Below are 18,673 nucleotides of genomic sequence, written 5' to 3'. Positions count from 1 at the left end.
GGTTAAAAACCAAAAGTTGCCGACAGTTTAAGAGTGCGTGGTTCACCAGCGACCAAATAGCCTTGACCAGGGTAGCCACCGACTGATGCCCAGTGTTTTTTATTGGTGGCATTTTCAACTGTACCACGCAGGGTAACGTCTGTATTGCCAAGGTTTGTGCGATAGCTTGCCCCTAGGTTTAATAGAGTGTAATCACCAACTTTTAGGCTGTTGTCGGCATTGGCATAGCGTGAATCGGTATAGGCGATATCACCTGTTAGGCTTAAGCCATCGACCGCTTTAACCTCATATTCCACCCCTGCTGTGGCACGCAAGCGTGCTGTACCAATGACTTGCTTGCCATCAAAAATATCGTTTGTATTTTTTTGTTTGGCATCAAGTAAAGTCATGCCGGATATCAAGCGTAGGTTTTCGGCAGGGCGACCAAAGACTAAGATCTCAACGCCTTGATGGACATTATTTCCAGCTGTATCAACCGTGCCATTGGCCAAGGCAGCTCTTGGCTCTTTGATGTTGAAGATGGCAAAGGTTGCACCGATATTACCACCATCATATTTCATGCCAACCTCACTTTGTTTAGAGACATAAGGTTTGAGCATTAGGCTGCGTTGATCGATTTTCACCTGTTTGCCTGCGGTGAGTTTTTCACTATAATTGGCAAAAACAGACCAATCGCCAAAACGATAATTGATGGCAGCAACTGGTGAGATTTTTTTATCATCATACATCGTTTGCCAAGTGATATCTTCGGATTGGATTTGTTGATAGCGAGCCCCTAGCGTTGCCTGTAGATTACCGTTTAATGCCGAGACGGTATTGGCGATTGCCACGCTATCAAGTTTGGTTTTGGCGGTTTTCGCTGGGTTGTTTAAATCGCCACTTTGCCATACGCTTGTCGATAGCTGTGGTTTTTGTTCGCTTAAAACAGGGTTGTAGATATTGGTGGCTTGACGATTTTGCCAGTCCCAAACGGTAGCATTTTTTTCGTCATGGCGATAGGTATTGGCAGCTACTGTCCAGTCATGGCTTAGCTTGCCAGTATAAAAACGCCCCTTTAAACCTAACTCGCCTGTTTGCACATTGTCTTCACGATTGTTGTCAAAACTGGTGTAATAGGCACTGCCGTCATTGCTGGCTTTGTCATTCATGTATAAAAAGCCGCCGCCAAGCACATTGTACTCTTTACCGTTGCGAAAACCATAAGCGGCATAGGCGGTCATGTTTTCACTCAAATCTTGTTCAGCTCGCACGGTGGCAAACAGATCTTTGGAGCGTGTATTTGTCCACGGCTGACTCCAGTTGGTATTGGCATCGACAGGATTTGGGATTTTGCCAGCTTGATTGACATCAACACTGCTTCTTTTGGCAGTATCGGTAATATCTTGATAACCGACATCTGCTGATAAGCGAGTGTTTTTACCGCGATAATCTAAGCCAACGGTCGCCAAGCCAAGTTTTTTCTCTTCATTTTTGACTACACCATCACCCTTAGCAACAGCGACATTGGTACGCACGCCAAATTGGTTGTTTTCACCAAAGCGTCGACCAATATCGGTGGAGATTTTTACTTGACTATCGGTTTGATAGGCGACACTCACCTCGCGTTTTGGGTTATTGCTTGCTCGTTTTGGCAGCAAAGTAATGGTGCCACCTGTGTTTGCACCGCCAGGTGAGATGCCGTTTAATGCTGTAGATGCACCGCGTTGCAACTCAATGCGTTCAAACATTTCGCTTGAAGTGTATTGGCGTGGCAAGATACCATACAAGCCATTGTACATGGTGTCGTCAGAATAAGTTACAAAACCACGCATCAAGTAGGCTTCTTGAAAATTACCATAGCCACGAGCGACGGTAACGGTTGGGTCATTTTTGAGTACATCACCAACACTGTTGGCTTGTTTGTCTTTGATGTAATTTTGTGTGTAGGCTGTGGTTGAAAACGGCGTATCCATGTAGTCTTTGTTGCCTAGGATGCCCACGCGACTGCCTTTGGCGATTTGACCACCAGCGTAAGCAGGCTTTAAACCAGAACTAGAAGCGTCAGCACTAACCACTACTATTTCGGTAGCAAGCGTAACAGAGGGTATGTTTTGGTCAGGCGTTGTATTTGCCAGCACTGGAGCAGAAGTGCTAAATAGCACGGCTCCGATTGCGGTATTTAACAGAGTTTTTTGCATAAAAAATCCAATAAAAATGGAAATAAAAACCACAAGATGATGATAAAATCATAACAATATGAGCTTTTGGGGCGAGTATGATGATTTGTTTTTATCAGGTTGTGATTAAGGAAAGCGACATCAAAAACAAAGCGATTGATTTGTCATTATGAGTGTGATATTATAATTGATAATCATTTTTTCGTCTATTATTATTTTATTTTTATAAAATTACTCTAAAAACCAGCCTGCCAGCAATTTTATTAAAATTAAATAAAAATTAGCCCATCTGACCGTGTCGCCATCATAAATTATTATGCTGTATACTCAAAATCTTAGTATTATCAGAGATAATAAAACTCTGATTGATGATGTCAATATTTGCATTGAGCGTGGTAAAGTTTATGCACTAATTGGGCATAATGGCTCAGGAAAATCAACTTTGATTAAAGCACTGTCTGCACAAACTTTGCCAACCTCTGGGCGGATATACATAGACAGTCAGCCACTTGGCAAATACACACGCAAGCAAATTGCTCAAAATATCGCTTATCTGCCACAAAAATTGCCGGAAGCTCAAGGATTTTGTGTTCGAGAACTGGTCATGCTTGGTCGCCATCCGCACCAAAAATGGCTACAAAAAGCCAATGATCATGATAAGAAAATGGTTGATTGGGCGATTGATCAAACGGACAGTCGGACGCTCTTGGATAAAAGTGTTGATATGCTTTCAGGTGGTCAAAAAACGCGAGTTTGGCTTGCTATGTGCATAGCTCAGCAAACACCGTTTTTATTATTAGATGAGCCCTTAGCTCCCTTAGATATTGTTTATCAAGTACAAGTGCTTGAGTTGATTCAAAAATTAGCCAAAGAACAAAACATCGGTATCGTACTGATTATCCATGATATCAATTTGGCAGCACGATATTGTGATGAATTTATCGCTTTAAAGCGTGGTAAAATCTGTCACCAAGCAAGTGTGAACGAAACGATGAATCAGACGGCTTTGCGACATATTTTTGAGGTAGATTTTACTTTATTAACCCACCCAAACGGTCAAAGCGTGGCAGTGTTATGATCAATGCTGTATCAAAATTCCTAAAAATTGGCGTGCTAATGACTGTATTTTTATTATCTGTCTGCACACCAAATGCTGATAAATCGCCTGACATTAATAAAAATACCCATACAAATACCCAAGAAAGCACTCAAAACAATGCTCAAACGCCAACTGCACTAAATGATACACAACCGATTAAGGTGATGACACCCGACTGGGGAGTAGCAATGAATCTTTTGGCACTGGATATTATACCTGTGGCAATTGGTGAGGTGCGCAATTATGATGAATGGGTGGCTGAGCCTGCCTTGCCCAAGCAAGTAATTGATTTGGGCTTACGATTTACACCAAATAGCGAGTTGTTAGCTTGGCTTGTAGAGCAAGGATTGATTGAACAAGTCATTGATACCGAGTTTTATGCTCAAATCCGCCCACAGTATAAAAACATCTCGCTGACTACGGTGGATTTTAATAGTCAAGAGACGATGGCTACTTGGGATGGTTTTGCTAGGGCAACTTGGCAGATTGCTAAAACAGTAAATAAGCAAGCACAGGCACAAATTTATATTACGCGTACCAAAGATGAGATACGGGCGATTGGCGAGCGATTTACTCAAAGAAACCCAAGTATTCGCTCGCTTGCTGTTGTGCAGTTTGTTGATGAAAATAATTTACGATTATATGGTCAAAGTAGTATTTTTTATCCAGCAACTAAGCAGATGGGGCTGTCGCTGGTAATAATGGGTCAAAGTAATCAGTGGGGTTTTGTGCCGATTACACTGAATGATTTGGCGAAGTTGCCCAAGGATAGCTGCTTGCTTGTTGTTAAGCCTTATAGTGCAATTTTACAACAAAATTTGCAAAATAATGCCATTTGGCAGCGTTTAGGCTTTGGGAAAACTCGCTGCATGGGTGTGCTTGAGCCGATTTGGATGTATGGCGGTATACCTTCTTTATATAGCTTTGCCAAGCGCTTAGATGGGGTGGTACTGATGGGCGTATCGTCATGAAAATAAATGCTTTGCTTTTTATGTCCAATATTGGCAGATAAAACGCTGGTAGTTAAGATGAGTAAAATAAAGCAAATTAAAGCAGATAAGTAACGATTAAAAATCAGTCCAAGCACCAGCAAGATGCCGATTGATATACCATTAAACCAGTATTGATTCAGATTAGTATTGTGGTTTAAAAAATATAATCAATTTCAAACAGTGAAAATACTAGCCAAGCCCATCATGAATGACAGATATCTCAAACCAGTGTCGCACCATTTGCTTGTACTATCCATGCTGACGATTGCGGTATTAAGCAGTGTTTTTTTAATCAATAGACTGTGGAGCTTGCCACTTGTTTGGTTGGTTATACCGCCAGATACATTATCATTGGCACAAATGGCGACACAGCTACAAATCGTCCCAACCATGCTGATGGCAATCTTGGCAGGTGGGGTGCTTGGGCTTGCCAGTGTTTTATTGCAGCAGCTGATAAAAAACCCTTTGGTATCAGACACCACGCTGTCTGTGGGTGCAGGGGCGAATATGTCGCTGCTTTTGGCTACTTTATTTTTACCAAGCACCGCTTTTGTCTTTGGTGAATTTGGACTGTGTTTTATTGGTGCTTTATTCAGCCTTTTGCTTGTTTTTTTGATGGCAAAAAAGGGTGGTATGCAGGCAAACACCTTGGTGCTGTCAGGCTTGGTGGTAAATATCTTATTTTCATCTGTGGCGGCGTTTTTGACGGTGTTTTATTCAGAAGCAGCACTGTCGGTTATGTTGTGGGGTGCAGGCTCAGTGTTACAAAGCGGCTATGCAGGCGTGTGGCTTTTGGCAGGCGTGCTGATTTTTTCGCTGTGTGTGCTTATGTTTATGTATCGCTCACTGGTGATTGTCAGCCTAGACGAAGAGCAGGCAGCCAGCCTTGGCGTACCAGTTAAAGCCGTGCAAGGTGGCGTGCTTGTCATGGCAGCACTGATGGTTGCTAGTGTTGTCAGTCAGTTAGGTATGCTAAGTTTTGTAGGGCTTGGGGCAGCGACCTTGGCAAATATGCTGTCAGGCAGCCGCTTGGCTCATCGTCTGTGGTCAGGCTTTGGCTACGGTGCACTATTATTGCTTATTGCTCAAAATGCTACCGCACTGCTACGCAGCCAGCTTGCTTTTTTACTCCCCGAGGGGGTGATTACGGGCATTTTTGGATCGTTGTTAATTATTTATTTGATCATCAAATCTCAAAAACATAGCTTAGAGCATAGCAATGCCAAAAAGTTGCTGCCACGCAAAATTGTTTGGTGGCGATATGTGCTGCTATTGATTGCGGTGCTGATGATGGCGTTATTGATTATGCCGAGACAAAGTCAGCTGGGCAGCTTGCTCATCATGAATTGGGCATTTATTGAAGAATTTCGTTTATCTCGTACACTATTTGCGATGGCAACAGGGGTGCTATTGTCCTGTGCTGGTGTGATTTTACAAGCCTTAACCAAAAACTCCATGGCAAGCCCTGAAGTGCTGGGGATTAGCTCGGCTGCTGCGTTAGGTGTGGTGGTGATGTTTGTATTGGCACCGATGATGGGTTTGGCCGCCGATATTGGCGTGCTGATTATCGGCGGCACATTGGGAGCATTGCTTGTTTGTGCTTTATTGTTCATTTTGGCCAAATATCTTAGCCCTGTGCATTTGTTACTTGTGGGTATTGCCATTTCGGCATTTACCAGCAGTATTCTTGCTGTCATTAAACTTGCTGGTGATATGCGAATCCAGGCCATACTCTCTTGGCTGGCTGGCACGACTTATTATGCCAGTCTTGATAGTGGTATGTGGCTGATCTTCTTATCAGTGCTGTTATTTGTGGTAGCTTATTTGATTACCAAACCCTTACAAATCATTAGCTTAAGTGATGATGTCGCCACAAGTTTGGGTGTAAGTCTGAAATTTTATCAGCTGGTTGTGCTGACATTGGTGGCACTCATGAGTTCGGCTGCCACTTTGGCGGTCGGCCCTTTGAGTTTTGTTGGTTTGATGATTCCGCATTTGGCACAGTCGCTAGGTGCGGTGCGACTGCGCGAGCAGCTGCCGCTGGCAGCACTGCTTGGGGCGGTAATGATGGTTTTGGCGGATTATTTGGGTCGCTATCTGATTTTTCCTTATGAGATCTCTATGGGTGTGATTGCAAGTTTAATCGGTGGTGTGTATTTTATTTATTTGATGATGAAAAATAGATAAGCGAATGATAAAACAAAGAGCATTTAAATAATCTTGGCAACATGGGGTTAATTTTATTTTTATAATAAAAACAGTAAATAAATATTTAACCACCCTTGTTTTCGCCCATGTATTCCAAGGATGGATTAAGGGCGATGTTACAATCAGGTGGTTGGTTTCAAGAATTTTTTGCCATTGTTGCCAATTGCCTTAATTTATCTTGTCATATTAGTGTATTTATCAGCATATCATTGATTGCGATGATTTATCAAAAGTCAAAAAGCTGCAGTAGCATAAACCAAAACCACCCTTGCTTGAATTTCTGGCAGGGTGGTGTTGGTTGTGTAAATGCTGGGTAATTAAAACAAAATACCTAAGGCTTTCTTGGGTTTATGCTGTGATACTGGCAAGCAATGTCTCATCAGGTACGCCACTATGGAACCTTAGCTCGCTGTCTGGTGAGTCAATCAGTTCTTTTTCTACTTCGCGAAAAAACGCCACTCGTTCATCGATACTCTCATCGGTGATGGAGCGTGCCAATGCCAGATAATCTTCATAATGGCGACTTTCTGACTTTAGCAGATATTTATAATATCGTGCCAGTTTTTCATCATCAATCACCTCGGACAGGGCGGCAAACCGCTCACAAGAGCGAGCCTCAATAAAAGCACCGATAATCAGTACATCAGTCATGGCTGCAGGCTCATGCGTGCGTTTGTGCTTGAGCAGCCCCTTGGCGTAGCGACCAGCAGGCAGATAATGCCAGTTGATGCCTCTTTGTTTCATCAGACTAAGCACCTGCTCATAGTGCAGCATTTCTTCACGCACCAGTTGTGCCAGTTTTTCTTGTAATGAGCGATGAAATTCATAACGAAAAATCAAATTCATCGCTGTGCCAGCCGCCTTTTTTTCACAGTTGGCGTGGTCTTGTAGCAGCAAGGGCAGATTATCTTTGGCGACAGCAAGCCACGCTGGCGAAGTGCGACAGCCCAAAAATTCATGAATATGGCTGATGTCTGTCGGCGTGCGTGTGCCAGTGGTGATGACGCTCAAGTCATCTTCGTGTGTAATATCGGTCATTGCCATGTGTTATACCTATTGTTATTGTGGTTTTATTATACCATAACGGCACCCAAGTGGTATCGTGCCAGTGTGATAATTCGCCAAAAACATTTGTCATGATGGCGTAACATTTATCTGTTAATATCAAAAAATACCGCTGATATTTGCCGAAAGTTTTACTTAATTGTCAAGCTATGGCATCGGATAGTTTGTAACAAGTTATAAAAATTTGCCAAAAACTGCCAAAAATATCGCTAAAAATACCTCAATTTTGTGATAAATTTCAGAAAAATTCGCCAATTGGTGAAATTTTTATTTTTTATAAGTCATTGATAAATAATAAAAAATAAAAAAATTTGCCAAATTTACAAAATTAATCACAAAAAAGGTATTGCAAAATATTTCAAAATTGGTATTCTATAGTCAAGCAGGAAATCGCTTGCTGTGAATATTTTCAACAATGTAAATTTTGTTGCCAAAATGTTTAAGCAATCATTTCTAACGATACATAGCAATCGCCAATGTATGCGAATAATTACAATTTTACTGGGCAACGCCCAATTTAGTGGAGAAAACCATGAAAAAACTTGTACTAGCAACAGCTATCGCTGCTTTGTCTGTAACAGCTGCCCAAGCAGCACCAACCGTTTATGGTAAAGCGTTCTTGACGCTTGATGTGACTGGTGGCGACGACAACAGCACCTATAAAGATTCTCGTTCAAAATTAAACTCTAATAGCTCACGCATTGGTTTAAAAGGCTCTGAAGCACTTACCCAAAATACTGACCTTGTGTATCAACTTGAGTATGGTGTGGATGTTGATGCGGATGCTGGCAAGAATTTTAGAAGCCGTGATACTTATCTAGGCTTATCAAACAAACAATACGGTACACTACTGGCAGGTCGTCTAAAAGCAATTGACGGTCGTGTAGATTATGCCACTGTAGTTGATGGCGGTGTATTGGGTGGTGACAGTGTACTGACTGCATTTGATGCACCGCGTGCCAATAACACCTTTGCTTATGTATCACCAAGCTATAATGGCTTCACTGCTTCTGCAATGTACACGCTTGATGAAAATAATTCGACTGATAGTCTTGGTCGTGATGCAGCTGGTGTGGCAGTACAATATGAGCCAGCAGGTCAAGCCTACCGTGCAGGTGCAAGCTATATCCAAGCTGGCAAGCAGCTAAAAGCAATTCGTGTCAGTGGTGATTATAAGCTAAATGGCAACACCACAGTAGGTGCATTATACCAAAATACCAACCTAAACACTGATAATAACGAAAATGCCATCACTGTAAGTGCTTCGCATAAAGTCGCTCAAACTCCTTGGACTGCTTATGGTCAAGTGGATTTGGTGGATAATGCCAAGGGTCTAAAAGATGCTGAAACTCAGCGTTTGGCAGTGGGTGGTAAGTATGCGTTTAACCGCAACACCACAGGTCATCTGTACACTGCATACCTAAGATCAAACGATGGTAAAAATGTAGCTAATTCAAAAGCTGATGCTTATGGCATCGGTGGCGGTCTAGAATATAAGTTCTAATCAGCCAAATCCAAAAAAGCTCATCATCTGATGGGCTTTTTTTGTTGTTATAAATGATGCCAAGTAATAAAAATCACATCACAAATAAAAAAAGACTTGATGATTATCAAGTCTTTTTTGGGCGGGCTTGGTTATTTGCCACGATAAGTGATGCGACCTTTGCTCAAATCATAAGGGGTCATTTCTACTTTTACCTTATCGCCTGTCAAAATGCGAATGTAGTGCTTACGCATTTTGCCCGAAATATGGGCGATGATTTCATGACCATTATCAAGGCGTACTTTAAACAGGGTATTTGGCAAAGTATCAATGACTTCGCCTTCAAATTCGATAATATCGTCTTTTTTTGCCATAGTTGTAACTAATCAATAAAAAATTTGCCTTATTATAGCACTTTTTGCCAAAAAATACAGAGACAATTTGATTTTTATCACCTATCAGTATTTAGGCATGGAGTTGTCATCAGGCAGATTGAGCCAAGCGGGCGTAAGCGGTAGGCTTGGCAGCAGGGCCTGAAAATGCTCAGGATAATAAGCATTGATAAAATACAATCCATCTGCTGCTGCGGTTGGTGGTGCAAGACTGCGGTCTTTGGCGGCAATTAATGCGTGCAAATCATCAATGTTCATTTGATTGCGACCGATGGCAAATAATGCCCCCATGATATTGCGTACCATGTGGTGCAAAAAACCATCTGCCTGAATATCCAGCACCAAGTATGCTCCATGCTCAAACAGTTTGGCATGGCTGACGGTGCGTACTGGCTGGTTGGATTGGCAGGCAGCTGCTCGAAAACTGCTAAAATCATGCCTGCCGACAAAAAGACGACTGGCGGTAATCATCGCTGCGGTATCAAGTGGTGCAAATTCATGCGTTACCTGATGACGAAGCAATGCAGGTCGGTAGGGCTGATTAAGTGTAATGTAGCGATACCTACGAGCAATGGCACTAAAGCGAGCATGAAAATCGGCTGGCATGGGGGTTAGCCAACGCAGAGCAATGTCATCAGGCAATAAGCTGTTTGCTCCACGCAACCAGTTATAGGGTGTGCGTTCTGCCGTGGTGATAAAATGTGCCACCATATTGCTTGCGTGTACGCCTGCATCGGTGCGACCAGCGGCAATCAGCTCAATTGGTTCGTTGGCGATGGTTGATAATGCTTGTTCAATGACCGCTTGCACGCCCAGCACCTCGGCTTGGCGTTGCCAGCCACGATAGCGTGTACCCAGAAATTCAATACCCACCGCCAGAGTTTGTGTTGTCATGATTGCACCCACTGTGCTTGCGTCAGTTGATTGTTCAGAGCCAGCCACAGTGCCTTGCCATAAATACCAGCGACACCGAGCATACCTGCCGACCAAACGCCATGTTGATATTGCCAAGCACCTGCGGCATAGTTATCATTGACACCGCCGTAGGCACACATGGTGGTGCTGATGATGGCGATGCCTTGCTGTTGTAGCTTGGTGATGGCAGCGATGAGTGATTCAGATTGCGGCAGATTGCCAGCACCAAAGCCAATCAAAATGACTGCCCGAGTGTGCCGATGTATGCCAGCGAGTGCATTTGCCAAGATGTCAGGATTGTTTGGCAGGGCGTATATTGCCTCAATGACAGTATTGTCTGCTTGTTGTATCAACATGGGCAGTTTTGCCAAGCTCTCATCAATTGTTGTGCTGTGTGTGCGTGTTTGCCCAAATTGAGCAGTAGCACCGATAAAGGCATTATCGGATTGGCTGTCAATTTTTTGGGTATTGCGGGCATCAAAGCTGTGATGACAAAATTGCACAAAGACACCAAAATGCGTCATTGCCAAGTCAATGGCTTCGCTCAAATTTGCCCATGCATCGCTTGCGGTATCTGTCTGATAATCAGGCGAAGTGGCGATGAGCAGAGGCTGCATACTGCCTGTGATAACAAGGCTAATGTCTGAAAAATCCTCCAGTGCGTTTGCCAAAAACGCTGCCAAAAAACTCAGCGTGTCTGTGCCAGTAATCAGCACAAAGCGTCTTTGCCCTTGTTGATAGGCGTGCAAAATCAGCTGATAAAAAGCCACAAAGTCGCTTGCGGTCAGTGTGCTTGAATCTTTAATAATCCGATTGTCAAGTATTTTCACATGGTAGCCGTGCTGGCTGAGCTGATTATGCAAAATCGGCAAAAATACAGTGGCTGGCAAGGGGGATAATGGCACGCCATGGCTACCAAAAGTCCCACCCGCATAAATTAAACAGCAATTTAAGTTTGTCATCTTATACAATTAATAAAAAGTTAAAAAAATTTATGGCTGATATCGTGATTTATTATTATAAATCAAAAGCAAGGAATAAAACCAGTTTTCTGCTGTGTTTATCTTTAATATTAATTATTTATTTTGTATTTTTTTAATAAAATTATAAAATAGGCACTGCCAAGAGCTGGTTTATTGACAGATAATGGGCGGAAGTTTTGTACTGGTTAAGTTGATGGATTGGTTAATCCAGCAATTGTTGTTTGTTGTTGCAGTAGTGATTTGCACCACATCCACCACACTAATCAGACGGCTTATTTGCCAGATATCGGACAGCAGTTTGTAATCTTATCATGCTTGGTTTTTGGTGTTTGGGCATGATAATTGATTAATTGGCCATGATGGCATAAACAAGCCCAAGCACAAAATAGGCTTGGGCTGTAATTTTAAAAATAAATCAACACTGATTAAATCAAATGCGACCTTGCAAGATGGCAAGCATACGGCGTAATGGTTCGGCGGCACCCCACAGCAACTGATCGCCAACGGTAAAGGCGGTTAGGTATTCGCCACCCATATTCATCTTACGCAGGCGACCGACAGCAACTTTCAATGAACCAGTAACCGCAACAGGTGTCAGGCGTTCCATGCTGGCAGCTTTGTCGTTTTCGACCACATCAAGCCATGGGTTGTTGCTCTCACGCAGGGCTGATTCGATTTGCTCCAAGGCGATGTCTTCGGTCAGCTTGATGGTCAGTGCCTGACTGTGGCAACGCATTGCACCAATACGCACACAGATGCCATCAACATTAATCAAATCATCGGCTGTTTTGCCAAGTATTTTGTTGGTTTCGGCTTGACCTTTCCATTCTTCTCGTGATTGACCATTTTCAAGCTGACTGTCAATGTATGGAATCAGACTGCCTGCCAGTACTGCACCAAAATTTTGCTTAGGGAAGTCATCGCTACGCTGGGCGGCGGCGATTTTTTTATCAATTTCTAAGATGGCAGAGGCAGGGTCGGCAAGCTCATCGGCAACGGCATTGTGCAACACGCCCATGCCGCTGATAAGTTCACGCATATTGGCAGCACCAGCACCAGAGGCGGCTTGATAAGTCATGGCTGATACCCATTCCACCCAACCACGGCGGAACAGCTCGCCAATCGCCATCAGCATAAGGCTAACAGTGCAGTTACCACCAATAAAATCTTTGGTGCCATTTGCCAAAGCAGTATCAATCACTTCGCGGTTAATTGGGTCTAGGATAATGACAGCGTCATCTTGCATACGCAGTGAGCTGGCGGCATCAATCCAGTAACCAGTCCAGCCACTATCTCGTAGTGCAGGGTGGATTTGCTTGGTGTAGTCGCCACCTTGGCAGGTGATGATGGCATCGCATTTTGCCAGTTCATTGATGTCGGTTGCGTCCTTTAGTGTACCTGCATCAGTACCGAAGTTGGGGGCTTTTCCGCCAGCATTGCTGGTTGAAAAAAACACAGGATTAATATGTGCAAAATCCCCTTCTTCAACCATGCGATTCATCAGTACCGAACCTACCATGCCACGCCAGCCCACCAAGCCGACAGTCATTTTTTCTGCCATAATTGCACTACCTCTTATTAATAAAACAACCAATTAAAGCAATTGGAAAAATCAATGTTTAACTATGCCTTGTTATGAGCAAAAAATCAAGCAATTTTTGTACATTTGTGATGAATTTTTAAAAATTGTCGTAATTTGTCGTGATTGTACCAAGTGCTTGGCTTTGGCTTTGGTTGCTTAGCTTGCTTTAAGTGTGCTGGGTTTGGCAATGTGGGTTAATTTGCGATGTTGAAGCACAAATGATTAGTGGTAAACTTACAACACCACCAATCACCCTTAATAAATCTCACCAAACAAACCCATCATGTGCAAATGTACGATGCTAATCTTTGGTTTGTCTTGGTGGCTAAAGGAAAATTTGATTAATAATTATATTAATTTATAGCTATTAATTAATCATTTTTAGCAAAAAAGCATGTGCCTGACCTACTTTGGTTGATTTGAGTACAGAAAATCGCTGGCACAAATCCTCGCTTAGTACCGCTGTCAGTGGCTTGTCCGCTTCAAGATAAATCAGGCTGTCTGTATCGATGAGCTGATGTTGGATGAGCTGTTCAAGCAACTCTTGCCATAAATTTGCCGCATAAGGTGGGTCAATGAACACAATATCAAATCTGCCAGTTAGCTTTGGCAAGGCGGTGCGTGCGTCATCATTGATGATGGTGGTTTGCTTCTCCAGTTGTAACAAAGTGGCATTTTCTTTAAGTAGGCGGCTTTGGGGGGTATAGGGCTCAATAAATATCACCGATTTTGCCCCTCGCGAAAGTGCTTCAAAACCAAGACAGCCACTGCCTGCACACATATCAAGCACAGAAGATTGTTGTAGATAACCCATCAGCCAATTAAACAAGGTCTCACGCAAGCGGTCAGGTGTTGGGCGTAGACCCTCAGCATCGACAAATGACAGCTGGCGACGGCGGTGCTGTCCTGCAATGATACGGACTTGATTTTTGCCAAGCTGCTGCTTTGGTTTGGTGTGTTGATGTGGCGTGGTGCGTTTTTTCATAATAAAGCTGTCTGGTTGTTTGCATAATTTTGCCAGTATTTTACCGTATGTTATGGTTTTGTGATAGTCTGGATTGCTATTTATTCTGATGATTTATTTTTGGGCAAATATGGTACAATGGTTGGGATTTATCCACGCTACAAAATCGCTTTATTGTAACCAAAAGATAACCAAAACGCCCGTTGATAGATAATGAGGCGTATAAGCAGACCAAAAACTATGTTTTCATCGATTTGGCAGACCTTTGCGGCACATCCTGAATTTATTGCCATGCTCACCATTCCGCCTGTAACAGCATTTGTTACTTGGGCTCATGTTTGGATGGCGTTGGAGATGCTGTTTTATCCAATCCGATTTGTTGGTATTCGTATCAAAAATATGCCGTTTGGTTTGCAAGGTCTTGGTTGGCAAGGCATTGTACCTGCCAAAGCAGGCAAAATATCAGGGGTGATTGTCGATCAGACTTTATCAAAACTGGGCTCGCTTGATGAATTTTTTCAGGCGATGGAGCCTGAGGAGATGGCAGAGTTTATCACGGCAACTGTCGATAAAAACCTAGAAAACCTCATTGATGAGATTATGCTTGAGCGGTCTTATACCCTATGGACACATATGCCGTATGCCATTCGCCGCCGCATTTATTCGCATGTGCACACAAGACTGCCCAGCATCATGAAGGCACTGGTGATGGATTTGACTTATAATGTTGAATCGCTGGTGGATATGCGACAAATGATTGTTAGCAAAATGGAAAACGATCGCAAGCTGATGGTGGATATGTTTTTGCGAGTTGGCAAAAAAGAAATTAATTTCATCTGGAAAATCAGTGCGTTAATTGGCTTTGGTTTTGGTGTGGTGCAGATGGTGCTGTTTTATTTTGTGCCGCAGCATTGGACTGTGCCATTTTTTGCGATGATTTGGGGTGCATTGACCAATTGGATTGCAATTTGGATGGTATTTAACCCTGTTGAGCCACGCATGGTGTCGTTTATTCGTCTGTTTCGTTATGAAATGGTCGATGGGCAAAAGCGAATCGTTTGGCTGCGTCCCCATTGGCATCGTTACAGTTGGCAGGGTGGATTTATGAAGCGACAAGATGAAGTCTCGACCGTGTTTGCCGAAATTGTCGTCAAAGAATTGGTTACGCTTGAAAATATCATGCATGAGATGATGTATGGTGCAAGAGCGGATAAAACTCGCACCTTGATGAAATCGCATTTGTACACCATGCTTGAAGACCCAATGGTTGCCACGACGCTGAAGATGGGCATGGACGAACGCAGTCTGGATACCTTTAAAGATACGATTTTGGACAAATCCATTGACGCAACGATGGTGCCGATTCGTGATCCTAAGCTCAACACTTCTCGTGCCAGCAAAATTTTTGGTTTGTTTGAGAGCCGTATTCGTGCCTTAACACCAAAAGAATTTCAGAATTTGTTAAGACCTGCTTTTCAAGAAGATGAATTAACCTTAATTATACTGGGTGGCATCACAGGCTTTTTGGCAGGGTGGTTGCATCTGGTGGTGGTGTTTTTTTGACAATATAAACCAACAAAACACAAGCGGCGGCTGTATGATAATTCCCAAATAATTGGTTGCTATTATCAGAGCAAGTCGCTGCGTTATAAATGATAATCCCAACAATAAATTAAAAGCCCTGCAAAATTTTTGCACAGCAAACTGAGTAATAAGATATGCTGATAACAGAACTTGGATATTTTTCGTTATTGCTGGCGTTTATGCTTGCGATATTGCAAATGGTGCTGCCTGCCATCGGTGTCATGCGGCATCAAGCACAGTGGCAACGGCTAGCACCCAGTCTTGCTGTAGCTCAATTCTTGGCAATGCTGATGGCATTTGCTGGGTTGGTTGCTGGTTTTTTATATAATGATTTTAGCTTGGTTTATGTTACCAAGCACTCCAACAGCCTGATGCCTTGGTATTATAAGCTCTCTGCCACTTGGGGTGGGCATGAAGGCTCATTGCTGCTTTGGATGACAATTCTGTCCGCTTGGTCTATGCTGGTGTCGGTATTTAGCCGTGGATTACCACTGGATATGCGTGCCAGAGTGCTGTCGGTGCTGGCAGGGGTGCAGACGATGATGATGGCGATGATGATTTTTACCTCATCGCCTTATACGCGTGTGCTGCCCAACTTACCTGTTGATGGGGCGGATTTGAATCCGATGCTACAAGACCCTGGGTTGATTTTTCATCCGCCGATGCTGTACATGGGTTATGTTGGTCTGTCTGTGCCATTTGCTTTTTGTATGGCGGCATTGTGGGCGGGTCGCTTGGATGCGGTATGGACACGCTGGAGCCGTCCTTGGACGCTGGTAGCATGGGCATTTTTGACCTTAGGTATCGCACTTGGCTCATGGTGGGCGTATTATGAGCTGGGCTGGGGAGGCTGGTGGTTCTGGGATCCTGTTGAAAACGCCTCTTTGATGCCGTGGCTTGTAGCAACTGCCTTGTTGCACTCGTTGGCTGTTACCGAAAAACGCGGCGTGTTCAAGGCATGGACAATTATGCTGGCGATTTTTGCGTTTGCCTTGAGCTTGCTTGGTACTTTTTTGGTGCGTTCGGGTGTGCTAACTTCGGTGCATTCGTTCGCTGCCGACCCCAAGCGAGGCCTTGCGATTTTGGTCATTTTGGCGGTGGTGATTGGCTTTGGTTGGCTCATGTTTGCACTGCGTGGCTGGAAGCTGACCGTTGAGAGCAGTTATCGCTTAAAATCTCGCGAAACTGTGTTGGTGATTAATAATATTGTTCTGCTTGTTGCAGCTCTTGTTGTGCTGCTTGGCACACTGTATCCAATCATTGCCGATGCCCTAAAATTGGGGCAGGTGTCGGTTGGCCCTCCGTATTTTAATGCGTTATTTGTGCCTTTGACTTGGGTGCTGCTTGGCTTCATGGGTGTTGGAGCGGTACTTCGTTATAAGTACGACAGTCGCCCATTACTCGCATCTGTGATGGCGTGTGCAATAAGTGGAGTGGTGCTAGGTTCGGTGGTGGCTTATTTATTATCACAGCTTGCCGAAGAGCCTAAGGTGGACTTTGGGCTGTATGTTTCGGGCATATTGTCTCTTTGGGTGCTAAGTTTTATGCTGCTTGACATTAAGGAAAAGCTGCGTCATCGCAACACAGGATTGTTTGCGGCACTTGGCAAATTAACGCCCAGCTACTGGGGCATGCAGATTGCTCATATTGGGGTGCTGGTTTGTGTACTTGGCGTTGCGGGCGTAAGCAGCATGAGCCTAGAAAAAGATGTGGCAATGAGCGTTGGTGATAGTGTGCATGTGCAAGGTTATGATTTTGATTTACAAAAGTTTGAATCAATCAAAGGCCCAAACTACGATGCCACGCGAGCAACAATCAGTATCAAACAAAACAATCAGCTCATCACAACGCTGTATCCTGAAAAACGCAACTACATCATCAGCATGATGCCGATGACTGAGGTGGGGATTCGCTCAAGTTTATTAAACGAGATGTATGTTGCCTTGGGTGAGCCAATCGCAGCTGCAGATGGTACGATTGATAATAATACTTGGGCGGTGCGTATCTATGTCAAGCCGATGGTGCGTTGGATCTGGCTGGGAGCGATTATTATGGCATTTGGTGCATTTATCGCCATCATTGATAAGCGTTATCGCTTAAGCAAAGCCAACAAAACTGCCAAGATGGAGGTGTAGTCATGGCAAAGTCAAACAAACGCTTATTAACTTTTATCATTCCGCTGGTTGTTTTTGCGGTGCTGATTGTGATGTTATTTACTCGTCTGGGCAAGCCGACAGATATTGAAGTAAGCCGTGTGGTTGGTAAGCCTTTACCTGCATTTAATTTGCCATTATTGTCCGACACGACACGCATGATGAGCAATCAAGATTTGCCCAAGCAGCCATTTTTGCTCAATGTTTGGGGTTCTTGGTGCCCAACCTGCTATGCTGAGCATCCATTTTTGTTGAAGCTGCGAGAGCAAGGCGTGCTGCTTGTTGGCGTGAATTATAAAGATGAGCTTGCCAATGCTTTAGATTATCTAAACAAATATCAAGATCCATTTTTGTATTCGGTGCAGGATTTGTCAGGTCAATATGCTTTGGATTTGGGCATTACAGGTGCACCAGAGAGCTATGTGGTTGGCGATGATGGCATCGTGTATAAGCACATTGTTGGCATGGTTGATGATAGCAATTGGGAAGCGATTGCACAATGTCTCCAAGCTGTTAGCGATAAGTCTTTGGATTCAAATGCACGGTTGCAGGCGTGTAAATAAGGGATTTTTATGAAGTTATTTTTAATAATTTTATTGGCTTTTATAACTTTGCCAGCTGTGGCAAATATCAAGGTTGATTTGTATCAATTTGATTCGCCACAACAAGAAGCACAATATCGCGGCTTGATTGAAGAGTTGCGTTGCCCCAAGTGCCAAAATCAGAATCTGGCTGGATCAAATGCTCCAATTGCCCAAGATTTAAAACAAAAAACCTATGAAATGGTTAAAGAAGGGCGTTCTGATAGCGAAATTCGCAAGTATATGTTTGAGCGTTATGGTGATTTTATTAGCTATCGACCACCTGTGCGACCTTCAACTTGGATTTTGTGGTTTTTTCCGCCCATCTTGCTGCTTGTGCTGATTGTCGGCTGGCTCTATCGAGCAAAAAAAGGACGCAGTGCCGTCGTGGCGATAGACCCTGAGGCGAAATTATCCGCCAGTGAAGAGGCAAAAATTGCCAAAATTTTATCTCATCATGGCATAACCGCCCCTGATGATAGCAACAAGAATCAATCCACCAGCAATAACTAAGGC

The 18,673-nt window shown here is 43.5% G+C and carries 15 protein-coding genes; 8 read left to right on the top strand and 7 right to left on the bottom strand.

All coding sequences use genetic code 11. The features are described from left to right. Nucleotides 1–2: 2 nt before the first annotated feature. A complete protein-coding gene (locus BW928_RS04675; protein WP_076555077.1) occupies nt 3–2,177 on the bottom strand; it encodes a TonB-dependent receptor in 2,175 nt (724 codons plus the stop codon). 295 nt (nt 2,178–2,472) lie between these two features. On the opposite strand from BW928_RS04675, the gene BW928_RS04670 reads away from it, so the two are divergent. The 3 genes from BW928_RS04670 (at nt 2,473) to BW928_RS04660 (ending at nt 6,434) form a co-directional block, all read left to right on the top strand. After that, a complete protein-coding gene (locus BW928_RS04670) occupies nt 2,473–3,234 on the top strand; it encodes an ABC transporter ATP-binding protein (RefSeq protein WP_078310009.1) in 762 nt (253 codons plus the stop codon). A gap of 38 nt (nt 3,235–3,272) precedes the next feature. After that, nucleotides 3,273–4,226, top strand: coding sequence for a TroA family protein (locus BW928_RS04665; protein WP_144295804.1), 954 nt, complete (start codon nt 3,273–3,275; stop codon nt 4,224–4,226). Between the two features lie 225 nt (nt 4,227–4,451). Next, a complete protein-coding gene (locus BW928_RS04660; RefSeq protein WP_076555075.1) occupies nt 4,452–6,434 on the top strand; it encodes an iron ABC transporter permease in 1,983 nt (660 codons plus the stop codon). 369 nt (nt 6,435–6,803) lie between these two features. Here the strand turns inward: BW928_RS04660 and BW928_RS04650 are convergent, their stop codons facing one another. Next, nucleotides 6,804–7,493 carry a MiaE family protein gene (locus BW928_RS04650; protein ID WP_227516547.1) on the bottom strand — a complete coding sequence of 230 codons (690 nt, stop codon included), beginning with the start codon at nt 7,491–7,493 and terminating at the stop codon, nt 6,804–6,806. A 559-nt stretch (nt 7,494–8,052) separates the two neighbouring features. On the opposite strand from BW928_RS04650, the gene BW928_RS04645 reads away from it, so the two are divergent. Continuing rightward, entirely contained in the window at nt 8,053–9,024 is a 972-nt protein-coding gene (locus BW928_RS04645; RefSeq protein ID WP_076555072.1) for a porin, read from the top strand. Between the two features lie 131 nt (nt 9,025–9,155). Here BW928_RS04645 and infA read toward each other — a convergent pair whose 3' ends face one another. From infA to rsmD, 5 genes are all read right to left on the bottom strand, one after another. After that, nucleotides 9,156–9,377: a translation initiation factor IF-1 gene (infA, locus tag BW928_RS04640; RefSeq protein ID WP_029102801.1), complete on the bottom strand. Its 222-nt coding sequence runs from the start codon at nt 9,375–9,377 to the stop codon at nt 9,156–9,158. Between the two features lie 84 nt (nt 9,378–9,461). Further along, a complete protein-coding gene (truA, locus tag BW928_RS04635; protein WP_076555071.1) occupies nt 9,462–10,289 on the bottom strand; it encodes a tRNA pseudouridine(38-40) synthase TruA in 828 nt (275 codons plus the stop codon). Further along, nucleotides 10,286–11,272 carry an asparaginase domain-containing protein gene (locus BW928_RS04630; RefSeq protein ID WP_076555070.1) on the bottom strand — a complete coding sequence of 329 codons (987 nt, stop codon included), beginning with the start codon at nt 11,270–11,272 and terminating at the stop codon, nt 10,286–10,288. The genes truA and BW928_RS04630 overlap by 4 nt, the downstream gene beginning before the upstream one ends. A gap of 451 nt (nt 11,273–11,723) precedes the next feature. Then, nucleotides 11,724–12,842: an aspartate-semialdehyde dehydrogenase gene (gene asd, locus BW928_RS04625; protein ID WP_076555091.1), complete on the bottom strand. Its 1,119-nt coding sequence runs from the start codon at nt 12,840–12,842 to the stop codon at nt 11,724–11,726. A gap of 400 nt (nt 12,843–13,242) precedes the next feature. Next, on the bottom strand, nt 13,243–13,860 hold the full coding sequence (gene rsmD / locus BW928_RS04620) for a 16S rRNA (guanine(966)-N(2))-methyltransferase RsmD (RefSeq protein WP_076555069.1): 618 nt from the start codon (nt 13,858–13,860) through the stop codon (nt 13,243–13,245). A gap of 219 nt (nt 13,861–14,079) precedes the next feature. On the opposite strand from rsmD, the gene BW928_RS04615 reads away from it, so the two are divergent. The 4 genes from BW928_RS04615 to BW928_RS04600 all read left to right on the top strand — a co-directional run bounded on the left by BW928_RS04615 (nt 14,080) and on the right by BW928_RS04600 (nt 18,670). Continuing rightward, on the top strand, nt 14,080–15,402 hold the full coding sequence (locus BW928_RS04615; protein WP_076555068.1) for a DUF445 domain-containing protein: 1,323 nt from the start codon (nt 14,080–14,082) through the stop codon (nt 15,400–15,402). 155 nt (nt 15,403–15,557) lie between these two features. Beyond that, on the top strand, nt 15,558–17,558 hold the full coding sequence (locus BW928_RS04610; protein ID WP_076555067.1) for a heme lyase CcmF/NrfE family subunit: 2,001 nt from the start codon (nt 15,558–15,560) through the stop codon (nt 17,556–17,558). Between the two features lie 2 nt (nt 17,559–17,560). Next, nucleotides 17,561–18,139 carry a DsbE family thiol:disulfide interchange protein gene (locus tag BW928_RS04605; protein WP_076555066.1) on the top strand — a complete coding sequence of 193 codons (579 nt, stop codon included), beginning with the start codon at nt 17,561–17,563 and terminating at the stop codon, nt 18,137–18,139. Nucleotides 18,140–18,148: 9 nt separating this feature from the next. Next, nucleotides 18,149–18,670, top strand: coding sequence for a cytochrome c-type biogenesis protein (locus BW928_RS04600; protein WP_076555065.1), 522 nt, complete (start codon nt 18,149–18,151; stop codon nt 18,668–18,670). Nucleotides 18,671–18,673: the final 3 nt, after the last annotated feature.

The organism is Moraxella cuniculi DSM 21768, from assembly GCF_900156515.1.
Classification (GTDB): Bacteria; Pseudomonadota; Gammaproteobacteria; order Pseudomonadales; family Moraxellaceae; genus Moraxella; species Moraxella cuniculi.
This window is presented reverse-complemented; position numbering and strand designations above follow the sequence as displayed.

Bases quoted from the DNA above. Each gene is read 5' to 3' on its own strand.
- BW928_RS04675 (WP_076555077.1), bottom strand. From the start codon at position 2,177: ATGCAAAAAACTCTGTTAAATACCGCAATCGGAGCCGTGCTATTTAGC.
- BW928_RS04670 (WP_078310009.1), top strand. From the start codon at position 2,473: ATGCTGTATACTCAAAATCTTAGTATTATCAGAGATAATAAAACTCTG.
- BW928_RS04665 (WP_144295804.1), top strand. From the start codon at position 3,273: ATGACTGTATTTTTATTATCTGTCTGCACACCAAATGCTGATAAATCG.
- BW928_RS04660 (WP_076555075.1), top strand. From the start codon at position 4,452: ATGAATGACAGATATCTCAAACCAGTGTCGCACCATTTGCTTGTACTA.
- BW928_RS04650 (WP_227516547.1), bottom strand. From the start codon at position 7,493: ATGACCGATATTACACACGAAGATGACTTGAGCGTCATCACCACTGGC.
- BW928_RS04645 (WP_076555072.1), top strand. From the start codon at position 8,053: ATGAAAAAACTTGTACTAGCAACAGCTATCGCTGCTTTGTCTGTAACA.
- infA (WP_029102801.1), bottom strand. From the start codon at position 9,377: ATGGCAAAAAAAGACGATATTATCGAATTTGAAGGCGAAGTCATTGAT.
- truA (WP_076555071.1), bottom strand. From the start codon at position 10,289: ATGACAACACAAACTCTGGCGGTGGGTATTGAATTTCTGGGTACACGC.
- BW928_RS04630 (WP_076555070.1), bottom strand. From the start codon at position 11,272: ATGACAAACTTAAATTGCTGTTTAATTTATGCGGGTGGGACTTTTGGT.
- asd (WP_076555091.1), bottom strand. From the start codon at position 12,842: ATGACTGTCGGCTTGGTGGGCTGGCGTGGCATGGTAGGTTCGGTACTG.
- rsmD (WP_076555069.1), bottom strand. From the start codon at position 13,860: ATGAAAAAACGCACCACGCCACATCAACACACCAAACCAAAGCAGCAG.
- BW928_RS04615 (WP_076555068.1), top strand. From the start codon at position 14,080: ATGTTTTCATCGATTTGGCAGACCTTTGCGGCACATCCTGAATTTATT.
- BW928_RS04610 (WP_076555067.1), top strand. From the start codon at position 15,558: ATGCTGATAACAGAACTTGGATATTTTTCGTTATTGCTGGCGTTTATG.
- BW928_RS04605 (WP_076555066.1), top strand. From the start codon at position 17,561: ATGGCAAAGTCAAACAAACGCTTATTAACTTTTATCATTCCGCTGGTT.
- BW928_RS04600 (WP_076555065.1), top strand. From the start codon at position 18,149: ATGAAGTTATTTTTAATAATTTTATTGGCTTTTATAACTTTGCCAGCT.